The organism is Rhodococcus sp. Leaf233 (genome assembly GCF_001426165.1).
Lineage (GTDB): Bacteria > Actinomycetota > Actinomycetes > Mycobacteriales > Mycobacteriaceae > Rhodococcoides > Rhodococcoides fascians.
Map to the genome: position 1 here is coordinate 89,052 of NZ_LMRO01000009.1, position 21,512 is coordinate 110,563.

Consider the following 21,512-nt stretch of genomic DNA (forward strand, 5'->3'; position numbering starts at 1 on the left):
GATCAGACCACGGTCGCGGGCCTGTTCGATGCGACGACCTCCGTCGGCCTGCCCGTCGCAGACAGGCGCGCGAGAATATCTACAGCGGACGTGATGTCGGGAAGTGAACGAGTGAAGGGAATTCGTTGACGGTCGTCGAAGGCATATCCCGTCCCGAACCGTAGTCCGGGTGCCAACAGCACGCCGTGCGACTGAGCTTCGGCGACAAGGGCACTGGATCGAAGACCGTCGGGCAGGAAACACCACAATGCGAGCCCGCCGTCCGGAACGCGAAAGTGCCAATCGGGCAATCGATCTCGTATCAGAGCAACGGTGTGATCACGTGCGACTCTCGATATGTCGGCGCGCACTCGGCGTACCTCGTCGTATTTGCCCATCAACTCGACCGCAGCGAGTTGATCGAGAATGGACGTCGAGAGTTGGCGTCGCGCATAGGTGGCGGCAATTCTCGCCAGTAACCCTGCCTCGGCGCGAACCCACCCGACTCGCAGCCCACCCCACACCGTCTTGCTCGTCGACCCGATCGTCACCGTCGCACTATCCGGCGTTGCCGCCCCGAAGGGTTCGATGTCGGGCGACCCGTCGAGCGACAGGTCCGCTGCCACCTCGTCGACGATGGTCAGTACTGCGTGGCGGTGCATCGTCGCGGACAGCTGTCGGCGGGTGCCGAGGGGCAGTCGAGCTCCCGATGGATTGGAGAAGTCGGGCATGAAATAGGCCAGGGTCGGTGCGCTTTGACGTGCGGCACGGTCTGCGGCCGGCACGAACGCCTCGGTCTCGTCCGGGTCGATGGGCACCGGGATGCATCGGCCGCCGAGTGAGTGGACTAGTTCGACGACACCCGGATACGTCGGGTGCTCCACCAACACGCGGGCGCCCGGCTCGGTGAATGTCGCCAACACCGCATGGATGGCGTCGGTGGCACCGGAGGTGACGAGGATGTTCTCGGCCGTGGTCGGCACTCCGCGCCCACGGTAGTAGGCGGCGATCGATTCGCGGAGCTCGAACAGCCCGAGTGGGGCATAGCCGCCGGACGCGAATCGGCCCTGAATCCTTTCGGCCGCGGTTCTGTACGCATCGGCCAGCAGAGGAGAAGCCGACGGTGACGCGTTGACCAATTCCACTGTGGCACCGTCACGGTCGCCGGCGAGGGAACTCCACGCCGGCATCGACCCCGTCGGGGAAACGTATGTGCCCGAGCCCCGTTGGGCGCTGATCCAGCCACCTTCACGAAGGTGGCGATAGGCCGACGCCACCGTGACCCGACTGACGTCCAGACTGTTCGAGAGTGCCCGCTCGGCGGGTAGCCGCGTCTGAGCCGGTACCTCGCCGTTCTCGATCAACCGCCGCAACTCGTCGGCGATCTCGAGGTAGAGCGGACCACCGGATCTGTTGCGCAGCGTCGACGGGCCGATACGTGCTGCCAACTCCGGGGCCGAGATCGCGGTGGCGTCGAACGAGTCCATGCAGTCCACTCTCGCACACTGGACTGAACTATTCACGGTAAAACCAGTCCATTGTTGTCGCATGATCGCAATTGGAGCTGTATTGGCCTTGTCCTTGGTTGGAGCGGGATGGACCGTGGTCGCCCTGCGGGAGGGAGGGAGAAGCGCGCCTACTGGTCCGCCGCGCAGTCGTGTCGATGTCGACTGAGCTGACCGCCCACTATTCGACTCCCACCACGGGATTCCGCCTCAGCGGTCGAATTGTGGACACTGAGCGCACCACCCTCGACCGCAAATCGCCGACGCAACCGGCGTACGCGGAGGACAATCGAGCCCATGCCCGTTCCCGTCGAGTTCTCCACCCTCGATCTCCCGCTCGAGGAGCGGATCGAGCGCTGGGAGGGACACAACGCGGACCTACTCATCGGGCTGCGGTGCCGCATGCTGGAGGTCGAGCAACTCGAGGCGACGGGTACCAATCTTCGACTCGATTCGGTCGACCTGGCTCGGGTCATCGGAACTTCGCACGTGGTCGAGCGCGACGCCGAACTGATCAGACAGCAGCCGTCGGATTCCGTGATGATGTACTTCAGCCTCGTCGGCGATGCGTTCTTCTACTCCGCGGACGGCATTCGCTCCGTCGGCCCGGGGCAAGGGCTGGTGTTCGACGCAGACCGAGCGTTCATGCGCGGCTTCTCGCACGGGCTCGAGGAGCTGGTGCTGAAGCTGCCGCGGTCGGTGTTCGCGGACGTAACGGGAGCGGCGGTGCCCTCGGAACCCACGGTGCTCGACTTCTCGCCGAACGGAAACGTGCACGCCGCAGCACTCGCTCGACAGGTAGGGCGTGCCACCAGTCGACGCGACCCGACACCGCCGGACGAGCGCGCGATCCTCGAACTCGTCTCGGTGCTGACCACCGGTGCTCGCGCAGACCTGAACTCGGCCCATCGAGCGGCGGCGCGATCGTTCATCGAACAGCGACTGTCCGACGCGTCGCTGTCCGCCGCGCAGGTGGCACGTGCGGTCGGAATCAGTGCCCGGCACCTGTCCCGGGTGTTCGCCGACGACGGCACCAGCGTGCCCAAGTACATCCTCGAACGTCGGCTCGAGCGGGCCCATGCGCAGCTCACCGGCAAGTTCGACGCATCGATGACGGTCGCCGATATCGCTCTTTCGTGCGGATTCACGTCGGCCACTTACTTTTCGCGGTCGTTCGTCGCGAGATTCGGCCGTCGCGCATCCGATGCCCGACGCGACGCCGTGATCACCAGGGCAGCCGGGTGACACCCGAAAAAATCGGCCATGTCTGTTCATTTGCGCCGACCTCGCCGGCATTCGGGTAATCCCGATACGTGATGCAGGACACTCGGTCGTAGGGCCCGAGACCAGAGTCGGGCACGACGAAGGGTGATCCGATGCCGGTATTCGACGACGGTCAGAAGGCGACTGCACTGCCCGATTCCTCGGTGGTGGAGACCGACGTGCTCATCGTCGGATCGGGTCCGGCGGGCGGGTCCGCGGCCCTGCTGCTGTCCACTCTCGGCATCCCCAACATCATGATCACCAAGTACCGCTGGACGGCCAACACGCCACGCGCGCACATCACGAACCAACGGACGATGGAGATCTTCCGGGACGTGGGAATCGCCGAGCAGGTGCTCGCCGACGCGACCCCGCACGAACTCGTCGGCGACACGGTGTTCTGCACGTCCATCGCGGGCGAGGAGATCGGCCGAATCCGCACGTGGGGAACGGGTGCCGACCGCGAGGCGGACTACCAGCTCGCATCTCCGTGCCTGACCGTCGACATCCCGCAGACCTACCTCGAGCCGATCCTGGTGAAGAACGCGACGATGCGAGGAACGCAGACCCAGTTCTCGACCGAATACCTTTCCCATGTGCAGGACGACTCGGGAGTGAGTGTGTCCGTGATGGATCGGCTGACCGGCAATCGGTACACGATCCGAGCCAAGTACCTCATCGGCGCGGACGGGGCTCGGTCGAAGGTCGCAGCCGACATCGACCTGCCGTTCGAGGGTGCGATGGACATCGCCGGGTCGATGAACATCACGTTCAAGGCCGACATCGCCGAGTACGTCGGGCATCGACCGTCGGTGCTGTACTGGGTGATTCAGCCCGGATCGAATGTGGGCGGCATCGGTGCCGGCCTGGTGCGGATGGTTCGGCCCTGGAACGAGTGGCTCGTCGTCTGGGGATTCGACATCTCGGTGCCGCCGCCGGTAGTGGACGAGGACGCCGCCATCGCGATCGTCCGGAACCTGCTGGGCATGCCGGAGCTGGAGGTCGAGATCACGGGAACGTCGTTGTGGGGCAACAACGAAGCCCACGCCACACATCTGCAGAAGGGGCGGGTGTTCTGTGCCGGTGACGCGATCCACCGACATCCGCCGAGCAACGGTCTGGGGTCCAACACCTCGATCCAGGATTCCTACAACTTGGCGTGGAAGCTCGCCGCGGTACTGAAGGGCCGTGCCGGTGAATCCTTGCTCGATACCTACAGTGCCGAGCGAGCCCCGGTGGCGAAGCGGATCGTCGAGCGGGCCAATCGTTCCAGTCGTGAATTCGCAGGCCTGTTCGACGCGCTGGGCGTCACCGACGCGAAAACCGAGGCTGAGATGATCGAACAGATCGAAGAGCGCAAGGCGAACACGCCTGCCGGCGCTGCCAAGCGAACGGCACTCGCCGCCGCGATGGAGACCAAGAACTACGAATTCAATGCGCACGGAGTGGAATTGGGACAGTTCTACACGTCGTCGGCCATCGTATCGGAGGGGGCGCTGCCCGAACCTGCACGTGACCGCGACCTGTACCACCAGGTGTCCACCCTGCCCGGATCTCACCTTCCCCACGCCTGGGTGGGCGATCATCTGAACAAGCGCGCAATGCTCGACCTTGCGCCTTACGAGCGCTTCACGCTCATCACCGGAGTTGCCGGATCGGCGTGGGAGGCGGCCGCGGCCGCAATCACCCAGGAACTCGGTGTGCCGCTCGAGGCCGTCGTCATCGGACCGGGACGCGAGGTGACCGACCTGTACTTCGACTGGGCTCGGCTTCGCGAGGTGTCCGAGAGCGGCGCGCTGCTCGTGCGTCCCGACAAGCACATCTGTTGGCGTGCAGAAGAACTCGTCGACGACCCCGAAGGTGCACTTCGGAAGGCTCTGACCTCGGTGCTGTCGCGATGATCGGCGACTTCGCCTACGAGGCCAACCCGATGCGAGTGCGATTCGGCTCCGGTTCTCTGGAGCGCGTGGCCGACGAACTCGATCACCTCGGACTCCGCCGGGTGTTGGTGCTGTGCTCTCCGAGCCAGCAGAGCGTCGCGGACCGGGTGGCATCCATCCTCGGGGATCGTTGTGTAGGAATACGTTCGGATGCCGTGATGCACGTCCCGGCCGACCTGGCCGCCCGAGCCAGCGCGGAGGCCGTGTCCCTGGGGGCCGACGGCTGCGTGACAGTCGGCGGTGGATCGGCGATCGGGCTCGGTAAAGCCATCGCACTGAAACACCGTGTGCCCATCGTCGCCGTGCCCACCACCTACGCGGGGTCGGAGATGACACCGGTGTGGGGCATGACGACCGACGGACTCAAGGAAACCGGTCGCGACACAGCGGTATTGCCGCGCAGCGTCCTCTACGACCCCGACCTGACGGCAGGTCTTCCGGTCGAGTTGTCGGTGACCAGCGGTATCAACGCCGTCGCCCATGCGGTGGAAGCGCTGTACGCACCCGACATCAGCCCGATCATCGCACTGATGGCCGAGGACGGGGTACGAGCACTCGCATCCGCGCTCCCGGTGATCGTCGCCGATCCGTCCGACCCACAGGGGCGCAGCGACGCCCTCTACGGCGCATGGCTGTGCGGCGCGACGCTCGGCAGCACGACGATGTCGTTGCATCACAAGCTGTGTCATGCACTGGGGGGAACGCTGAATCTGCCGCACGCTCCGACCCATACCGTGGTGCTTCCGCACGTGTTGGCCTTCAACCAGTCGCACGCGCCGGAAGCGGTGGCAGCTCTGACCCGGGCGCTACCGGGCACCGCAGACCCGGCCCGACGACTGTGGGACCTGTGCCGGACCCTCGGCGCGCCCCGATCCCTGGCCGAACTGGGCATGCAGGAGAGCGACATCGACCGGATCGCCGAGGAAGCGACGAGCCGATCGTACGGAAACCCCCGTCCCGTCACCCGCGAGGCCGTCACCACAATTCTTCGAGCAGCATGGGCCGGCGAGCGGCCGAACGAGAGCGAACAGTGAGCGAGAGTATGACCGACGAAACCGTCTCCGAAGCCCAAACCGCCGTCGAAGAACGACTGGTGGACACCGTCATCGGCTCGTTCGGTGAGTGCACCGACCCACGCCTGAAACAGGTGATGACGTCGCTGGTGCGGCATCTGCACGGATTCATTCGGGACGTGCGCTTGACCGAAGACGAGTGGAACACCGCTGTTTCGTTCCTGACCGAGGTCGGGCACATCACCGACGATCGTCGTCAGGAGTTCATTCTGCTGTCCGACGTACTCGGTGCGTCGATGCAGACCATCAACGTCAACAATCCTGCCCACGCGGGTGCGACCGAAGCAACGGTGTTCGGCCCATTCTTCGTCGACGATGCACCGCGCATCGAGAATGGTGGCGATGCGTCGGGAGGTGCTGCAGGACAACCGTGCTGGGTAGAAGGAACCGTACGGGACACCGACGGTAACCCGATTCCCGGTGCCCGGCTCGAGGTGTGGGAGGCCGACGAGGACGGGTTCTACGACGTTCAGTACGACGACGCCCGCGTCGGCGGTCGAGCTCATCTCTACAGCGACGACGCCGGGCGCTATCGATTCTGGGCGCTGACACCGACTCCGTACCCCATTCCGCACGACGGTCCTGTCGGGCGAATGCTCGCGGCAACCGGCCGCTCGCCGATGCGGGCATCGCACCTGCACTTCATGGTCACGTCACCGGGGATGCGAACGTTGGTGACGCACATCTTCGTTCGGGGTGACGAACTGCTGGACAGCGACACGGTGTTCGGGGTCAAGGATTCGTTGATCAAGGACTTCGTGGAGCAGCCGGCGGGCACCCCGACACCGGACGGTCGAGACGTGGGCGACACGACATGGGCGCGGGCCGATTTCGACATCGTGCTCGTTCCTGCCGACAAATCCTGACGGGTCAGGACTCGGCTGGAGCACCACCGGCGATGGAGTCGATGAACGGCGTCAGCAGCAGGGCGAGATCGTCTGCGGCAGAGACGACATCGTCGGGCGGCTCGGGAATGTAGCTCAGGGCCAGGCGCACGATGGACTTGCTGATGACGTCGGCCTGTCGTGGACTTGCGCCCACCCATCCACGCTGAAATGTCTCCGCCAGACGCTCGCCCGCACGGTCGATCAGCACCTCACTGTCGGTGGTGATCAGGCGCAGAAGATCCTCCGGCGCGTCGCCGCTGTGCAGAGATCGGACGAGTGGATCCAGACCGCTCAGCTCGAAGAACGACGAAAAGCCCTGTCTCAGAGCGGCCGACGCATCGTTCTCGTGTTGGTACAGCGCGGTCTCGCACATCGCGACGAACGCGTCCGTCAATCTGATGGCATACCCCTGTGCGACGCCGCGTCGCGAACCGAACTCGTTGTACAGACTCTGCCTGCTCAACCCCGCGGCCTTGGCGATGTGGCTCATCGTGACGTTGCGCCAGTTGCGCTCGTGCAACAACTCGCGCAGCGCATCGAGCGCCACATCGCGCGCCAGAGTGGACGCGGCTTCACGGTATCGACCGGGAGTCGACGTCTGTTCGGCGGCGGGCATGAACACGACTCTATCGAACGACCGCATGTGGCCTGTCCAGCCAACCTTCTTCGAGACTGTTCCGATCGACGGGGTCCGCGCTCGCGATGAGGGTGCGGACCTGCCGGATGTCCTTCGGATGACCTACCCCGATTGCCCCGACGAGCCTGTCGTCGCGCACCGCGCAGGCCGTGAACCGACGGCTTTCGATGGAGCCGCGAACCACGAAATACTCGTCGCGTGCATCGGTCCACCCCGCGAATTGCAGGTTGACGCCGTGCTGCATGGACCATCCCCACGGAACATCGAGAGCACCCACATCGAGACCGAGGATGGATCGCGCCGCCCGGGTCGCCTGATCGACGGCTCCGTTCCAGTGCTCACTCCGATACGTCCCGCCGAGTACCGAGTTGGGAACTTCGGCGACGTCGCCCGCGGCGTAGACGTTCGGTCTCGACGTACGCATGCCGGCGTCCACCAAGATTCCCGACGCGGTCTCGAGGCCCAGGTCCGCCCCGAGCTCGGTGTTCGCGACCGAGCCGACGGACATCAGCACGGTGCCGGCGGACCATGAACGACCGTCCTCGGAGGTTGCGAGAACGGTGCCTTCGGCCAGCTTCTCCAGGCCGGTCACGGCGACGTCGGTGTGCATCGTGACGCCGTTGTCGGCATGCAGGTCTCGGTACATCTGCGAGATCGCGGCCGGTGCGATCCGATTCAGCGGAGCCGATGCCGCCTCCAACACCGTGACCTCGGCACCGAGCGATCGTGCCGCTGCCGCCGCCTCGCACCCGATCAGGCCGCCGCCGATCACCAACAGTGATCTCGTGCGGACGATGTCGGCCTGCAGTGGGGCGACATCGGCTGCGGTGCGAAGGGTGAACACGTGCGCGGCACCCGGTAGGTCGAGTTGCCGTGCACGAGAACCCGTTGCCAGCAGCAGAGCGTCGTACGGGACCGGAGCTCCCACGTCCAGGTGCACCTCGGAATCGGTGACGGCGGTAGCCGTGACGCCTGTGCGTACATCGACCCCGTCGATGGCTGCACCGAGCTGAACCTGATCGACCGATTTCGTACCCAGCAGCAGTTCCTTGGAGACAGTCGGTCGACGGTACGTGGTCTCCGGTTCGCTACCGACGATCGTGATGGATCCGGTGAAACCCTCGGCGCGAAGCACTTTGGCGGCGGTGTATCCGGCGGCCCCGGTGCCGACGATCACGACGTTGCCGGGTTGGCGAGCGGTCACCCGCGCTCGACCTCGACCATCTCGAAATCGGCCTTGGCCGCACCGCAGTCGGGGCACGACCAGTCGTCGGGAATGTCGTCCCAACGCGTGCCGGGTTCGATGCCGTCCTCGGGCCAGCCGAGCTCTTCGTCGTACTCGAATCCGCATTGCACACAGCGATAAAGCTTCATTGCTTGCTCCTGAAGTCGATTTTCTCTCGGACGCCGCAGTCGGGGCACGGCCACTCGTCGGGTACCTCGGACCACGGAGTTCCGGCCGGGAAGCCCTCGCGTGGTGCGCCCGCGGTCTCGTCGTAGACGAACTCGCACACCGGGCATTCGTAGACAGCCATCACTTCGCTCCGTAGGCAGCGAGGATCTTCTCCCGCTTGGACGGCTGGATGTTGACGCGAGTGATGTCGCCGTCGTAGTGATCGAGAACGCGGTGATCCATCACCTTGCGCCACACGGGCGGGAAGTAGGCCAGCGAGATCATGCTTGCGTAACCGCTCGGCAGGTTGGGTGCTCCGTCCATGCTGCGCAGAGTCTGGTAGCGCCGGGTGGGGTTGGCATGGTGATCACTGTGTCGCTGAAGGTGATACAGGAAGATGTTGGTCACGATGTGATCGGAGTTCCAGCTGTGCTCGGGGGTGCATCGCTCGTAGCGGCCGTTGTCCTTCTTCTGGCGCTGGAGGCCGTAGTGCTCGAGGTAGTTGACCGTTTCGAGCAGCGAAAAGCCGTAGATTGCCTGAACGGCCAAGAACGGCAACACGATCGGGCCGAACACAACGGCAAGGACCGTGTAGAGGACGACGGACATCAGCCACGCGTTGAGTACATCATTGTGAATACTCCACGTGCTCTTGCCCAGTCGCTCCATGCGAGTCTTCTCGAGTTCCCAGGACGACCGCAGGCTTCCCCACACGCTGCGGGGGAGGAAGGCCCAGAAGCTCTCACCGAACTTGGAGCTCGCCGGATCCTCGGGAGTAGCGACGCGCACGTGGTGACCGCGGTTGTGTTCGATGTAGAAGTGGCCGTAGAACGTCTGCGCCAGTGTGATTTTCGACAGCCAGCGTTCGAGGTCGTCCTTCTTGTGACCGAGCTCGTGTGCGGTGTTGATGCCCACGCCGCCCATGACACCGATGCTGATGGCCAGGCCGATTTTCGAGAGCAGCCCCAGACCGCCGTCGATGCCGAGCCACGAGAGGTTGTCGGCGGACCAGAGGTAGCAGGCGAACACCAGGCTGGCGAGCTGGAACGGAATGTAGGCGTACGTGCAGTAGCGGTAGTACTTGTCTTCCTCGAGCGCCTTCATCACCTCGTCGGGCGGGTTGTCGCCGTCCGGCCCGAAGAACCTGTCGAGGATCGGGAGCAACCCGTAGACGAGCAGCGCGCCGATCCACCACCAGACCGGCGCCACGGCGTTCCAGCCGAGCTGGTTGAAAGCCCACACCAGGCCGGTTGCCAGAAACACCGCCGTCGGCGGGATCAGGCCCATGAGCCAGAAGTATCGCTTGCGGTCGTGCCACTCGTCGACGGGCGCCTGTGCCTGATCGTCGACATTCGATGCCGTCATCGTCACTCCTCGTGTAGGGGGGATCACTGTGCTGTGGACAATACGCGCAATTTGTATCCTGTGTGTACAAATCAAGATATTTGTACATCAGGCGGATGGATTGTTGCGGCAGTCACAGCGTCACCGATTGGACGAATCGGCCTGCTACCTTCCGACTCGTTGTGATCGGTCACGAATGGTCACGGCACTCGCAGGTCCGTCTGTATCCCGTCGGGGGTACTTCACATCAGGAGTAGTTATGGACGCATTCATCGCCAAGATCATCGTCGACGTCATCCTCGGGCTCATCGGCAGCGGAAGTGCCGAGAGCGGCAGCACCGCAGTGAGCGCAATCCTCGGATCCTGACCCGAAGGGGCTGCGTCGGCGAGAATGCCGGCGCAGCCCGCGGAGCGTCAGTGGCGAAGCGGTAGGAGTGAACGCGGGGCATCGCCGCACACGCTCGATGGCGAACGGCTAGAAGCGGCCCTCGGCGATGGCGAGTACGACGAGAGCGATCGCCGCAATAATGAGTATTGCTAAGAGTGCCAACTGGATTGGGCTGGTCGAGCCTGGCGGCCGAACGCCGTTCGGACCCCTTTTCTGGAGCATGGCACAGACTGTAGGTCACTTCTCGGGTTTGTGCACAAGTTGGATGGTACAAACCGGCGAATGTGCCGATAAGATTCGCACACCTGTTCGATCAGGAGTAGAGTTCGAGTCGGTGGAGCGAGGAGGGAAGCCTTGCTCCACCGCTCCTACATATGACACCCGAGCGAGTGGACGGTGACGGCGATGGACGACGTGTTGCGCAAGGTAGCGGAGCTCAAAGCACTGGTCGCCGAGCTCGAGGCCCTCGACCGCCAACGCGTCGGGATGGGTGACCGGCTGGTCGATCTCGAACATTACTTCCGCCGAGCGGGTTGCCCCGAGTTGTCGCAGCAGGCACTCGACGCGTTCGTCGGCACCTATGCCGGCCGAGTGCTCGAATTGGCGGACGGCATGCGCGGCTGACGCCTGCCGAAGACATCTGCCGTTCGCGTACCAGGCGGTATCTTCTGTGGTTCACTGGTTGATCCAAGTCGGGACACGAGGAAAGCCGCTCGAGATACGTGAACAGTCTGCGCGAATGGTGGGCACTTCCAGTCGACTACGGATGGAACGTTGCCTTCGCGCGCTCGCAGCAGGCGCTCGAGATCACGAAGATCCTCATCGGCGTCTGGTGTTGGCTGTTCGGCGCGGCGGCGGCCATCGGATTGGTGGTGCCGGGCCTCGCCGAAGGCAGCCTGGGTACGGCTGCACTGTGGTTCACCGTCGCCACGACAGTCCCGGTCGGGGTCGCCTGGTGGGTCGGTGGCTGGCCGAGCTGGCAGATGTCGATCGCCTTCGTCTTCTACGCCGACGTCGTCCTCGCTGCCGTGGTGCTCACCATCGGTGTTCCCACGACGGTTCTGCCGACAGCCGCTCTGTTCACCGTCATCGGCAGTTACGTCGTCGGGTTCCACGGTCCCAAGCTGCTCACTGCCCACTACGGTTTCGCCTTGGTCACGACCGCGGTGCTGTACGGCTCGGCGTTGGTGTCCGAACCCGAACTACGGTTACTGGCCACGGTCTACCTGGTGATCTTGATACTGGTGATGTTCTCGGCACCGCTGATCGTGCACACGTTCATGATGATGTTGCGACGCGATGCCACCGGCGCGTTCTACGACCCCCTCACCGGATTGCAGAACAGGAGGGGATTCGACGCGGCGATCGGGAACCTGCGACTTCGGCCGGGATCGGCAACCGGGATGACGGCTGTGGTGATGGACATCGACAACTTCAAGGCCGTCAACGACCGATACGGCCATCTGCAGGGAGACGCCGTGATCCGGCTGGCGGCCTCCCGCATCCTCGACGTGTTTCCGGCACCCGCCATCACCGTCCGGCTCGGCGGCGAAGAGTTCGCCATTGTTGCCCTCGATGACCGTGACTCGGTTGTCGCCAGCGCTGAGGTACTACGAATCCGACTGTGCAACGCCACCGATCGGTCCCCGCTGACCGCCTCGATAGGCGTCGCGCATGCGGTTGTCGACGCGCGAGAGATCGGTACCGCAGTGGAAGAGTTGCTGGGTCGCGCGGACCGGGCGATGTACCGGGCCAAGGGGCTCGGCGGCGACCGCGTCGCCCTGTCGGAGGGCGAGCCTCGATCGCCGCGGCCGGCCGGCGAGCCGCACTGACGAGCGACGGCGTCGACCGGTCCCACTTTCGGAACCGGTCGACGCCGTCGATGGAATCGAAAGATGGTGCTACAGAGCGACCTTGGCCGCGATGGCCTGCTGCGTTCCGACGTCGAAGACCGGGTTGGTCAGGTGCACGTCGAGGGTGTTGTTGGGGCCGGCGATGAGACCGTTGAGCAACGAGGTGTACGTGCCGCAGTTCTGGAACTGGGGAATCGTGTACGTGCCCTTCACATGGGTGTCGGCCTCGTTGTTCTGAATCAGATCGATCGCGTCGAGGGCACCGGTCAGATTGGCGGTGGTCTCGCTGGTGACGCAGTTGCTACCCGGGGGAATCAGGTCGAGTGCCGCCGACCCGGACGATCCGGTGCCGCCGATGCCGAGGGGCTTGACGGAGTCGATGCGAATCTTGAAGCTCTGCGCGACATTCAGCTCCAGCTGCGGTGCCTCGGCGGGACCGCCGGCTGCAATGGTGCCGGAGACCGGAGTGGCGTCGACGATCGAGATGGTGAAGTTGGCGAGCGTCGCCGGCCCGAGCTTGAGATCGGCCGACGCCTGCGGCAAGGCAAGAGTGCCGGTCACCGTTCCGCCGACGAGGTCGACGTCGGTGGCCAGAGCGGTTGTCGGGAAGACCACCGGCTGGCCGGTCTTGGCGATCACGGTCGTGGTGTCGGCCTGGAACGTGATGGGAAGGGTGTCGGCAGCGTTGGCCGGGCCGGCGACCAAGGTCGCCAGAGCGACACTCGACGCCAAGGCCGTCGCGGTGACGACGGCTTTGTTACGGATCTTCACGTGCTCTCCTGAATATTGTCGTTGTGCTGGAAAGGGATTGGCGATCAGGACAAGGTGAATGCCGGGTTCGGCTGCACCGACAGGCTGTTCACCGTGCAGTTGCCCGACATCGGCTGGTTGCTCGACGTCAGAGTGTTGGTCATGTTGTCGAACGAACCTGCAAGCGTTGCGGGCCCGCAGTTGTAGCCCAGAAGCGAGAAGCCGACGTTCGAGACCTCACCGGTGGTGGAGCTGGTGGGAGTGAGGGTCCAGGGCAGGTTCTTCAGCTGCGGCAGGCCGCAGAGGCGGTTCGATCCGCTTATCTTCGCGTCGGTGATCGACGCCGACGAGCCGTCCGCGCTGGTGGATCCGGACAGGGTGATCGAGCAGCTGACGGGTACCCCGAACGAGGCCGGTGTGGTGACGACGATCGTGCCGGGTGCGGTGAAGGCGGTATTCGCCGGTGAGATGGTGGCGGCAGCGGCACTTCCGGCACCGAGGGTGGCCCCGGCAATCGCGACTGCAGCAGCGACAGTGGTGAACGTTCGGGTACGGGACGGCAGGTTGAGCGTCATCGATCCTCCAAGTCCGAGCAGCTTCCGGCTCCCAGACGGGCATCCGGTGGCTCCGGTGCTCCGGCAGCCGAAACGAACATTAGGACGACGAAATGGATGTCGGATATGTTCTTTTGCAAGACAGTGACAAGTCACAATCCGGTCGGTATGTTTGTTGTAAGTCTTGGTATTGATTTCGGTCGGCACCTCGGAAGGTATGCGCTTCATGGGTTTTCGGCCCGTTTTTCCTGGGGGAGTCGGCATGGTGGGCGCGTCGAACACCCACCTGTGGCGTTATCGAACCGTTATGGTTCGTTACCGAAACGAGACGCGCCGTAGTACTTCGGTGACACCTGAGTCGTTCAGGCTGGCGTCAGCGAGAAAAGACGACCCGAAGAGGTTTGAAACAGATAGCAACCCCTGCGTGACGGGGGTGGTTTTTTCGTGTCAAACTGTGGTGTGACGTTCGCGCTGGCCGAAGCAGGTTCAACAGTCGACACGGACACGGGAGAGTTGACGGTGCAGCCGTATTTCGCCCCGGTCTGTCGACTGGATAACGGTGCGCTCGCGGCAATCGAAGTACAACTGCGCGGCCCGAAGGACGGTCCACTCGCCTCCGCCGATGCACTGAAGCGCGCTGCTCGCGCCATGGACGCCAAGCGTGAACTCGATGTTCTCGCGTGGGGAGTGGCCCGGCTGGAAAGCGCCGTTCGGCTACCGATGCTGGTCTCGATGGATGTCGACTCGCTCGCAGCACTCGACGAAGCCACCGAAGAACAGTTGCGTCGCGACATCGTCGTCGTCACCGAGGCGGCACTCGTGGACAGCCCGGCGCGCACACTGGCCGCGATCGACAAGGCACGTCGCGACGGAAAAGTGGTTGCCGTCGACGACGTCGGTCGCCGACCGCAGTCCCTGACGCTGCTGCCGCTCATCGAACCCGATGTCATCATTCTGTCTTCCTCCATGGTCTCCACCAGGCCCGATCTGGCCACCGCCCGTACGGCGCACGCGGTGTCGGCTCAGGTGGAGCGAACCGGTGCCGTGGTCGTGGCCAGCGGAGTCGACACCGCCGTGCACCGCAGCCGGGCACTCGGTCTCGGTGCCACCTACGGAGTGGGCGAGCTGTACCCGGCTGCTCAGACGACCGAAGAGTTGCCGGCCGACGCCGCGGAGATCATGCCGCCGTTCCCCACCTGGAGCACCCCCGCCACCGCGCTCGAGTCGCCGTACGCAATTGCCGCCGCAGGCAAGGTCGCGACGCGGAGCACCAAGCGTCTGTTGGTGGCCATGAGCACGTCCTTGGAGATGCAGGCGTCGGCGTCGGGCCCGGAAACATTGGTACTCGGCACCTTTCAGCGGGCCGAGCATTTCACACCGACCAGCCGTGCGCGGTGGGTGTCGATGGCGGAGCAGATCTCGTATGCCGGCGTCTACGGCGTGGGGATGGGCTACGTGCAAGAAGGCGGCATCGTGCACGCCCCGCTCGACCCGACGGACTCACTCGTCGAGGAGTGGAACGTGGTAGTTCTCGGCCCGCATTTCTGCGGAGTGCTCGCCGCCATCGACCTTCACCGGGGCGAAGCCGACGCGGATCGTGAATTCGACTATGTGATGTCGTACGACCGCGCCACCGTAGTCCGTTGCGCCCGTGCAATTCTCGCGCGCTTCTGAACCGTCGAGCCGGTGGTGTGCGTACTGGATGTTTCGGGCAGCCACGGCAGGGCATACGGCACAACAGGTGATGAAGTAGTCCGGACTGCCACATTGCTCAGACCCCGTACGTTGAAAACACAGCGTGCGGGGTCGACTTGTCGGTCAGGGCAACTCGGACATCTCGTGCACGAACTCCATAGCGATGTCGTGCACTTTGCGATTGGCACGTTGTGACCTTTCGACCAACAAAGCGAACGCCTCGTCGGCAGTGATGCGGTGCACCGCCATCAGGATTCCCTTTGCCTGTTCGATAGGCGCGCGACGCGCCAAAGCGTCCTGGAGATCGAGCGGGCCCTCGATCCTCGTCACGTGCGCTGTGCTCATGCAGACATTGTTGCGCACCTGACGTCCATGCAGGTCAGAGACCGAAAGACACGCGGTGAAAGCGACAGACCGTGCCGTAGCCGTTACCGGTGGCGTAGCGTTCCGTAACCGCCTCGTTATCAGGCAGCCGGGTTGGCCAGAGGTCTCCCGATCAGAAGTTCGAGGGTGCGGTAGGCATCCGTTCGCCGACCGTTGCTGGCATTGTCGTGATACGCCGCGCCGGCGACGACCACGCCGACCGGAATTCGACCCGACTCGATATCGCGAGCCGTCTGCTCGGCGCAGTTCCGCAACACCGGGCAGTCGGCGCACAGCCGCCATGCCTTCTCTGCGCGTTTGCGTCCGTGCCGAGGAAGTTGTTGCGAGTCGTATGCATCCATGTCTTCGATGCACGCACCCTTGAGGCGCCAGACCTGGTCATCCGTCATCGTCGTGATCCGTTTCGCGTCGTGCCGATCGTTCCACAACGCTTATTCCCCATCCCTGGAGACTCGAAACAACCAAATGCCTTGCGGCGCCGAACACCCGCCGTTGGGCCCAGCAGTTCTGGCCCACCGCTCAGGCAGGACGACGAGCAGCAGACCGAGATATGACGGCCGCCGCCGCGATGGTCACCAGTGCGCCGAGCACGATGGCGGGGCCTTCACCGGGTGCCAGAACGCTGCTCTGCTCCCCGAGAGTCACGGCCGAAACCGGAACGCCCAGTTGGGCGGCCGCGAGTATCCCAAGCCCGACGGGCTGGCCTGTCGCGCGCATCGCGCCGTGCACCGCGATTGCACCCAGACCCAACACGAGCCCCAGCACGATCATGCTCGGGTGGCCACCCAGTGCACGCAGGTCGAGTGACGCGCCGAGCCAGACGAAGTACAGCGGACCCAGGAAACCTTCGGTGATGGCGAACAGCTGTTTCGCCAGACGTCGCGGTTCTCCGATCGCAGCGATGGCCAGTCCGAAGCCGAAGCCGGCCAGCATCACCGACGCATGAGTGTGGACCGCGAGGGCCGCGAGGCCGAACAGCAGAACCAGGTTGAGTCGCAATTCGAGAGCGAACTTACGCTGGGCAGACACATGGTGGATTCGACGGCGCAGTCCGGTGAGGTCGAAGTGTCGCAGTACGAAAAAGATCGCGGTGGCGGCAGCGATGACCGTGATGGATCCGAACGCGGCCGGAACAGCGCGCGGTGGATCGATCACCAGAGGTAGAGCGACGATACAGACTGCGTCGGCGATCGCGATCTGTGGCAGGAAGGACATCAGCCCGGATGTGGCCGTCTTGCTGGATTCGACTATCGGCATGATGACCGCGGCCGAGGACGATGTCATCAACACCGCGTAGAGACCGGGGTGCGGTGGATCGAACGCAGTGGAGACGGCCCAGCCGAGTGCGGTGGCCAGCAGCCCGACGGCCACAGCCCGCGCAGCGCCCACCCGGAGGCCGACCCGCAGTCGAGGATCGCGAATCGGTACCTGACTGCCCGCCACGAACATCACGAGCGCAAACCCGACCTGCGCCAGAAAGCTCAGTGTCTGCTCACTCGGATCGATGACGCCGAAGCCTGTGTGACCGATGACAATTCCAGCGACGAGTTCTCCGATGACGACCGGTATCCGAAGCCCACGCGGAAGCGCCAGAAGTGGGCCGGACAAACCCACCGCGGCACACAGGGCGAGCGTCTCGAAGGTCATACGACGCCGCCGACGTCAGGCAGAGTTCAGCGTCGGGTGCATGTTCGGCGGCAGCGCCGACGCAACGAGATCACGAGGGTGCAGCACGCCTTGCTCGGCCATCATCAGTCTCGTCAGCTGCTCGACAACACGCAGCTGCGCCGCCAGAGGGCTGCGCATGAGTTTGCGCTCGTAGTCGATGCGGGCGGACCGATATTCGGTGTCGAGATCGCTCATGTCATTGTCTCCTCGAACGGTGGATGCTCGACGGCTCTACCGCGAGGGGTGGTTTCGCGCCTGCAGGAAGTCTTTCCAGTCGCTGTCCCAACGCCGCATGCGAACTCGATCACCGGCCACGGTGGTGAGATAGACCAGGAATCCGACCAAGACCGCGCCGAGAACCCACACGAACACGGCTGTGGAGGCCCCGTTGATGACGGCACCGACTTCGCTGACGGGCGCACGCGCGAGGGTTCCGTTCGCGTCGCACCAAATCGGAGTGGTCTCACCGATGTGGACGTCCGAGGGAACCTCGGTCGATTCCGAGCGAATCGACCCGTCCGGTGCACTCCATTGCACCGTTGCGACACCGGTGGCGAGCGTGGTGCTGTCGCTGCCGGTACTCGTGGACTGCGCGGTGTCGATCACTCGGGCGTCGACCTGAACGTATTGTGCCCGTTGCTGACGTGACCGCGTCGACAGGTCGCTGTAGGTCACCGAACCGATCGTCGCGGCGACGGGTATCAGCAACAGAAGGACCGCGACACCGACGACGTAGGCCGTTCGTTCGATCCTGTCCGGCAGTCGCATCAGCGGATTGGAACACCAAGGAGTTCGACGCCACCACCGGTGCGCGAGTTCTGCGAGCATGCGGTCACCTACCCCTCACCGCCGTGTGTTCGGCGTCGATTACAAGTCTCCGACGCCGTGCACTCGTATGTAAGGGCACAAGGTCCCGATACGGCAAGGGCGGTGGACGGTTCAGTCACGAAGTGGAGAGAAGTCCTCGTGGCGGCGGACCTTGTGCCCTAGCTCCCGGATTGTTCGGCAGCCACGCTGAGCTCATGATGTCGACTACGCGAGCGCTCACCACGAAAGACCGACGATGGCCGTGGCTGGGCGCAGTGTGCGCCGGAATTTCCATCAACGCTTTCGGTGGCGCGATCGGTTTGGCCTCGGGCGCCATCGATCTGAGCACCGAGGCGCACGCACGCCTACCGCTGTCGAATACGGCGCTCGCCGGCCTCGCGTTGGTTCTGGTCGTCGGAGTGCCGATGGGACTGGCGGCGGCGTCGGCTCTGGCGGGTAGCGGCAAGACCGGCCCCATCGCCCACACGGCGGGCGTACTGCTCGCTGCCTGGATAGTGGTCCAACCGCTCGTGATAGGCGAAACGAGTTGGCTGCAGGGCATGTTCGGCGTACTGGGAGTTCTCGTCGCCCTCCGAGGGTGGCGGATCACGGCGTACACGAACCGCCTCGCACGTCGCATCGCATGAGAATCCTGGTCTCGACCGCCGGACGGCACGGAGCGACGAACTCGCTCGGGCAGGAGATGGCCCGCGTGTTCCGGCACGGGGGAGCCGAGGTCGATGTCTGCGCTCCGGATTCCGTCGTCGACATCAGTGGCTACGACGCCCTGGTCATCGGAAGTGCCGTCTATTCCGATCGGTGGGTCCCCACCGCCAAGCGGCTCGTCGAGCGGGTCTCCCGGTCTGCGCATCCACCCGTGTGGCTGTTCTCATGCGGGCCATTGCATTCGAGCGACCGACCGGTCAACGACACCGCCGACGCCGCACGCGCGGTATCGATGTTGGATGCATCCTCGCATCGAACATTTCCCGGTCGGCTCGACGCGGAACGGCTCTCGGTGGGCGAACGTCAGATCTTCGACAACTCCGGCGCGGTTGCCGGAGACTTCCGAGACTGGGTTCGTGTGTGCAACTGGGCCCGAGAGATCCTTGCCTGTCTCAGGGCTGGGACACCGGGCTCGTAACCTTCGTGGACGTGCCTGCACCGACACGCCGAGCGGACGGGCAGACGTGCTCGTGAATCTCTGCCGCCAACTGTGCCACCGATTCGGTCAAGACGGTATTCGCTTCGATCATGTCCTGCAGCAGTGCGGTATTCGAAAGTGTATGTACGGCAACCTCACTGCTCACCGAGTCCGCGCGCTTGGCCGAGATCAGCAGAATGGCACCCTGCAGTCCTGCCATCATCGACAGGAACAGGTTGAGCAGGATGAAAGGGTACTGATCGAACCCGTCGTTCTGGTTGTACGCGGCCCACAGCGCCATCACGCCCAGGAACAGGAAGACGAACGGCCAGGAGCCCATTCCGTTTCGGACGTAATCCGCCGCACGCTCACCCGTGGTCAGTGCATCACCGGTTCGAACGCCCGGATGTCTTCTCCACAGGTTCATCGTTCGCAAGTCTTCGAATCGGAGGGTGCAGAAGTGTCCATGGTGCCTAGTGTGGCCCCTGATCCCCAGAGTCACCAGGGACGAAAGTCCATGACTGCTGTGCCTTTTGCCTCCCCACGCGCACCTCGGGAGACGTCCCGACCGGTCGATGACTTCCGGCCCTACGTGCCCGCCGCCGCAGCGCCGATCATCGACGGTGTGCATTGCTCGACGGTCGAGAACGGCACCGGTTTCTGATGTTGGAGGAAGTTCACGATGAAAGCAGCTGTTGTCACCGAGTTCGGCGGGCCCCTAATAGTCAAGGACATCCCGATACCGCAGCCCGCGCCCGAACAGGTGCTGGTGAAGATGGAGACGTGCGGTGTGTGTCACACCGATATCCATGCTGCGCAGGGGGATTGGCCGGCCAAGCCGACCTTGCCCTTCGTCCCCGGGCACGAGGGCATCGGAGTGATCGAGGCGGTCGGGTCGCAGGTGTCGAAGGACAGAATCGGTGAGCGAGTCGCCATCGCGTGGCTCGGTTCGGCGTGCGGCGAGTGCGACCACTGTGTCTCGGGTTGGGAGACGCTGTGCGAGACACAACAGAACAGCGGCTACTCGATCGACGGTGCGTACGCCGAATACGCTGTCGCCCATGCGAAGTATGTCGTCCGTGTTCCCGACGGGATCTCCTCGTTCGACGCTGCCCCACTGACCTGTGCCGGCGTGACCACGTACAAGGCTGTCAAGGTCGGTGGCGTCACCCCGGCGCAGCGCGTGGCCATCTTCGGTGTCGGCGGGCTCGGTCACATGGCGGTGCAGTACGCCAAGATCGCCGGCGGCTTCGTCACCGCGGTCGATATCGAGGACGAAAAACTCGACCTCGCACAAGAACTCGGCGTAGACCACACCGTCAACTCGGCGACGACCGATCCGGTGGAGGCAATTCAGGCGCTCGGTGGAGCCGATGTCGCAATCGTCCTGGCCGTCATCCCCAGTGTGTTCGATCAGGCCTTCCGGTCGCTGCGCCGCGGAGGACGTCTGGTGTGCGTGTCGATGCCGGCGCACGGCGTATTCCCGATCCCGATCTTCGAGACGGTTGTCGGCGGAATCTCCGTACTCGGCTCGATCGTCGGCACCAGGACAGATCTGCGTGAAGTGTTCGCACTGCACGAGGCCGGACGAACGACGGTATCGGCGGTCTCGCGCAAACTCGACGAGGTCAACGACTGCTTCGACGACCTGATGGCCGGACGCGTCACCGCTCGTCAGGTCTTGGAGTTCTGAGGGGCTCTCGATCTCGACGAGTGTTCCCCTTCGGTTCGATTCGCCGTAGGGTTGCTCGAGGGCAGACACGCGCTGGACCAGCGCGTGTGCTCACAAGGAATCGAGCAGTGATGAATGCCGCGATTCAGGTGCAGAATGCGCGCCGCCACTGACGTCGCGTAGACCGACCAGCTCCAGTACGTCGATGATGCGTGTGACCGGGATACGTTGAGTCTGAGCCAGATACAACAAGTGGTCGTATGCGGTCCGGCCCGGGTGGACGGCCTCGGAATCCAGCAAGGTGCCGACCGTGAGTAGTGGGCGGTGCAGCTGCGCGTACTCGACGCCCCCGATCAGTGCGGTGCCCGCGCTGGGGCGATCCAATCCGACGATCAATCGCATCGTGGTGGACTTACCCGATCCGTTGGGGCCGAGAAAGCCTGTGACAGTGCCGGGTTCGACGACGAACGACAGGTCGTCGATAACGAGCTTCCCGCCGTAGCTCTTGCTCAGTGCGCGTACTTCGATCGCGTAGGCGGCGGTGTCCGGTCGGCTCATGGACACAGCGTGCTCGGC

At 64.2% G+C, this 21,512-nt stretch carries 26 protein-coding genes; 11 read left to right on the forward strand and 15 right to left on the reverse strand.

Going from position 1 to position 21,512, the window contains the following annotated elements:
• Window positions 1-2: 2 nt before the first annotated feature.
• A complete protein-coding gene (yczR, locus tag ASH04_RS11180; protein WP_057473538.1) occupies window positions 3-1,466 on the reverse strand; it encodes an aminotransferase-like domain-containing protein in 1,464 nt (487 codons plus the stop codon).
• 315 nt (window positions 1,467-1,781) lie between these two features.
• Between yczR and ASH04_RS11185 the strand changes: the two genes are divergently transcribed.
• From ASH04_RS11185 to ASH04_RS11200, 4 genes are all read left to right on the forward strand, one after another.
• Window positions 1,782-2,729: a helix-turn-helix domain-containing protein gene (locus tag ASH04_RS11185; protein WP_057473539.1), complete on the forward strand. Its 948-nt coding sequence runs from the start codon at window positions 1,782-1,784 to the stop codon at window positions 2,727-2,729.
• Window positions 2,730-2,860: 131 nt separating this feature from the next.
• Window positions 2,861-4,648, forward strand: a complete 1,788-nt coding sequence (locus ASH04_RS11190; RefSeq protein ID WP_057473540.1) for an FAD-dependent oxidoreductase — start codon at window positions 2,861-2,863, stop codon at window positions 4,646-4,648.
• Window positions 4,645-5,721 carry a maleylacetate reductase gene (locus ASH04_RS11195; RefSeq protein ID WP_057473541.1) on the forward strand — a complete coding sequence of 359 codons (1,077 nt, stop codon included), beginning with the start codon at window positions 4,645-4,647 and terminating at the stop codon, window positions 5,719-5,721. Before ASH04_RS11190 ends, ASH04_RS11195 begins: the two co-directional genes overlap by 4 nt.
• An 8-nt stretch (window positions 5,722-5,729) precedes the next feature.
• Window positions 5,730-6,626 carry a dioxygenase family protein gene (locus tag ASH04_RS11200; RefSeq protein ID WP_057473915.1) on the forward strand — a complete coding sequence of 299 codons (897 nt, stop codon included), beginning with the start codon at window positions 5,730-5,732 and terminating at the stop codon, window positions 6,624-6,626.
• Between the two features lie 4 nt (window positions 6,627-6,630).
• Here ASH04_RS11200 and ASH04_RS11205 read toward each other — a convergent pair whose 3' ends face one another.
• From ASH04_RS11205 to ASH04_RS11225, 5 genes are read right to left on the reverse strand one after another with little or no spacing between them, the layout of a single operon-like run.
• Window positions 6,631-7,263, reverse strand: coding sequence for a TetR/AcrR family transcriptional regulator (locus ASH04_RS11205; RefSeq protein ID WP_057473916.1), 633 nt, complete (start codon window positions 7,261-7,263; stop codon window positions 6,631-6,633).
• 10 nt (window positions 7,264-7,273) lie between these two features.
• The gene (locus ASH04_RS11210) at window positions 7,274-8,488 is read right to left on the reverse strand and encodes an NAD(P)/FAD-dependent oxidoreductase (RefSeq protein WP_057473542.1); all 1,215 of its coding nucleotides are present in this window, start codon (window positions 8,486-8,488) and stop codon (window positions 7,274-7,276) included.
• Window positions 8,485-8,658 carry a rubredoxin gene (locus ASH04_RS11215; RefSeq protein ID WP_027495558.1) on the reverse strand — a complete coding sequence of 58 codons (174 nt, stop codon included), beginning with the start codon at window positions 8,656-8,658 and terminating at the stop codon, window positions 8,485-8,487. The genes ASH04_RS11210 and ASH04_RS11215 overlap by 4 nt, the downstream gene beginning before the upstream one ends.
• Window positions 8,655-8,819, reverse strand: coding sequence for a rubredoxin (locus tag ASH04_RS11220; protein ID WP_027495559.1), 165 nt, complete (start codon window positions 8,817-8,819; stop codon window positions 8,655-8,657). Before ASH04_RS11220 ends, ASH04_RS11215 begins: the two co-directional genes overlap by 4 nt.
• Window positions 8,819-10,042, reverse strand: coding sequence for an alkane 1-monooxygenase (locus ASH04_RS11225; protein WP_057473917.1), 1,224 nt, complete (start codon window positions 10,040-10,042; stop codon window positions 8,819-8,821). Before ASH04_RS11225 ends, ASH04_RS11220 begins: the two co-directional genes overlap by 1 nt.
• A 772-nt stretch (window positions 10,043-10,814) precedes the next feature.
• Between ASH04_RS11225 and ASH04_RS11230 the strand changes: the two genes are divergently transcribed.
• Window positions 10,815-11,033 (forward strand): hypothetical protein, encoded by a 219-nt coding sequence (locus tag ASH04_RS11230; protein ID WP_027495561.1) that lies wholly within the window; start codon window positions 10,815-10,817, stop codon window positions 11,031-11,033.
• Between the two features lie 98 nt (window positions 11,034-11,131).
• The gene (locus ASH04_RS11235) at window positions 11,132-12,241 is read left to right on the forward strand and encodes a diguanylate cyclase (protein ID WP_057473543.1); all 1,110 of its coding nucleotides are present in this window, start codon (window positions 11,132-11,134) and stop codon (window positions 12,239-12,241) included.
• A gap of 69 nt (window positions 12,242-12,310) precedes the next feature.
• Here ASH04_RS11235 and ASH04_RS11240 read toward each other — a convergent pair whose 3' ends face one another.
• Window positions 12,311-13,033 (reverse strand): hypothetical protein, encoded by a 723-nt coding sequence (locus ASH04_RS11240; protein WP_032366928.1) that lies wholly within the window; start codon window positions 13,031-13,033, stop codon window positions 12,311-12,313.
• Window positions 13,034-13,077: 44 nt separating this feature from the next.
• Window positions 13,078-13,587 carry an alkane oxidation protein activator PraA gene (praA, locus tag ASH04_RS11245; protein ID WP_032366927.1) on the reverse strand — a complete coding sequence of 170 codons (510 nt, stop codon included), beginning with the start codon at window positions 13,585-13,587 and terminating at the stop codon, window positions 13,078-13,080.
• 438 nt (window positions 13,588-14,025) lie between these two features.
• On the opposite strand from praA, the gene ASH04_RS11250 reads away from it, so the two are divergent.
• Complete coding sequence (locus tag ASH04_RS11250; RefSeq protein ID WP_032366926.1) at window positions 14,026-15,240, forward strand: EAL domain-containing protein; 1,215 nt, start codon at window positions 14,026-14,028, stop codon at window positions 15,238-15,240.
• Window positions 15,241-15,384: 144 nt separating this feature from the next.
• Here ASH04_RS11250 and ASH04_RS27175 read toward each other — a convergent pair whose 3' ends face one another.
• The 5 genes from ASH04_RS27175 to ASH04_RS11275 all read right to left on the reverse strand — a co-directional run bounded on the left by ASH04_RS27175 (window position 15,385) and on the right by ASH04_RS11275 (window position 18,141).
• Window positions 15,385-15,606 carry an ANTAR domain-containing protein gene (locus ASH04_RS27175; protein WP_204846732.1) on the reverse strand — a complete coding sequence of 74 codons (222 nt, stop codon included), beginning with the start codon at window positions 15,604-15,606 and terminating at the stop codon, window positions 15,385-15,387.
• 119 nt (window positions 15,607-15,725) lie between these two features.
• The gene (locus ASH04_RS27180) at window positions 15,726-16,034 is read right to left on the reverse strand and encodes a WhiB family transcriptional regulator (RefSeq protein WP_135043299.1); all 309 of its coding nucleotides are present in this window, start codon (window positions 16,032-16,034) and stop codon (window positions 15,726-15,728) included.
• 130 nt (window positions 16,035-16,164) lie between these two features.
• Window positions 16,165-17,292 (reverse strand): cation:proton antiporter, encoded by a 1,128-nt coding sequence (locus tag ASH04_RS11265; protein WP_057473545.1) that lies wholly within the window; start codon window positions 17,290-17,292, stop codon window positions 16,165-16,167.
• A 15-nt stretch (window positions 17,293-17,307) separates the two neighbouring features.
• Window positions 17,308-17,508 carry a hypothetical protein gene (locus tag ASH04_RS11270; RefSeq protein WP_057473546.1) on the reverse strand — a complete coding sequence of 67 codons (201 nt, stop codon included), beginning with the start codon at window positions 17,506-17,508 and terminating at the stop codon, window positions 17,308-17,310.
• 36 nt (window positions 17,509-17,544) lie between these two features.
• Entirely contained in the window at window positions 17,545-18,141 is a 597-nt protein-coding gene (locus ASH04_RS11275; protein WP_057473547.1) for an Rv1733c family protein, read from the reverse strand.
• A 194-nt stretch (window positions 18,142-18,335) separates the two neighbouring features.
• Between ASH04_RS11275 and ASH04_RS11280 the strand changes: the two genes are divergently transcribed.
• Together ASH04_RS11280 and ASH04_RS11285 are read left to right on the forward strand one after the other, a co-directional pair.
• Window positions 18,336-18,767, forward strand: a complete 432-nt coding sequence (locus ASH04_RS11280) for a hypothetical protein (RefSeq protein ID WP_057473548.1) — start codon at window positions 18,336-18,338, stop codon at window positions 18,765-18,767.
• On the forward strand, window positions 18,764-19,264 hold the full coding sequence (locus ASH04_RS11285; RefSeq protein WP_057473549.1) for a flavodoxin domain-containing protein: 501 nt from the start codon (window positions 18,764-18,766) through the stop codon (window positions 19,262-19,264). Before ASH04_RS11280 ends, ASH04_RS11285 begins: the two co-directional genes overlap by 4 nt.
• On the opposite strand, the gene ASH04_RS11290 is transcribed toward ASH04_RS11285, so the two are convergent.
• Window positions 19,239-19,691, reverse strand: a complete 453-nt coding sequence (locus ASH04_RS11290) for a DUF1003 domain-containing protein (RefSeq protein WP_057473550.1) — start codon at window positions 19,689-19,691, stop codon at window positions 19,239-19,241. The two genes, ASH04_RS11285 and ASH04_RS11290, sit on opposite strands and share 26 nt — an antisense overlap.
• Before the next feature lie 90 nt (window positions 19,692-19,781).
• Between ASH04_RS11290 and ASH04_RS26520 the strand changes: the two genes are divergently transcribed.
• A complete protein-coding gene (locus ASH04_RS26520) occupies window positions 19,782-19,928 on the forward strand; it encodes a hypothetical protein (protein WP_155290474.1) in 147 nt (48 codons plus the stop codon).
• Window positions 19,929-19,946: 18 nt separating this feature from the next.
• The gene (adhP, locus tag ASH04_RS11295; RefSeq protein WP_057473551.1) at window positions 19,947-20,957 is read left to right on the forward strand and encodes an alcohol dehydrogenase AdhP; all 1,011 of its coding nucleotides are present in this window, start codon (window positions 19,947-19,949) and stop codon (window positions 20,955-20,957) included.
• 90 nt (window positions 20,958-21,047) lie between these two features.
• Here adhP and ASH04_RS11300 read toward each other — a convergent pair whose 3' ends face one another.
• Complete coding sequence (locus tag ASH04_RS11300) at window positions 21,048-21,494, reverse strand: ATP-binding cassette domain-containing protein (RefSeq protein WP_057473552.1); 447 nt, start codon at window positions 21,492-21,494, stop codon at window positions 21,048-21,050.
• Between the last annotated feature and the right edge of the window lie 18 nt (window positions 21,495-21,512).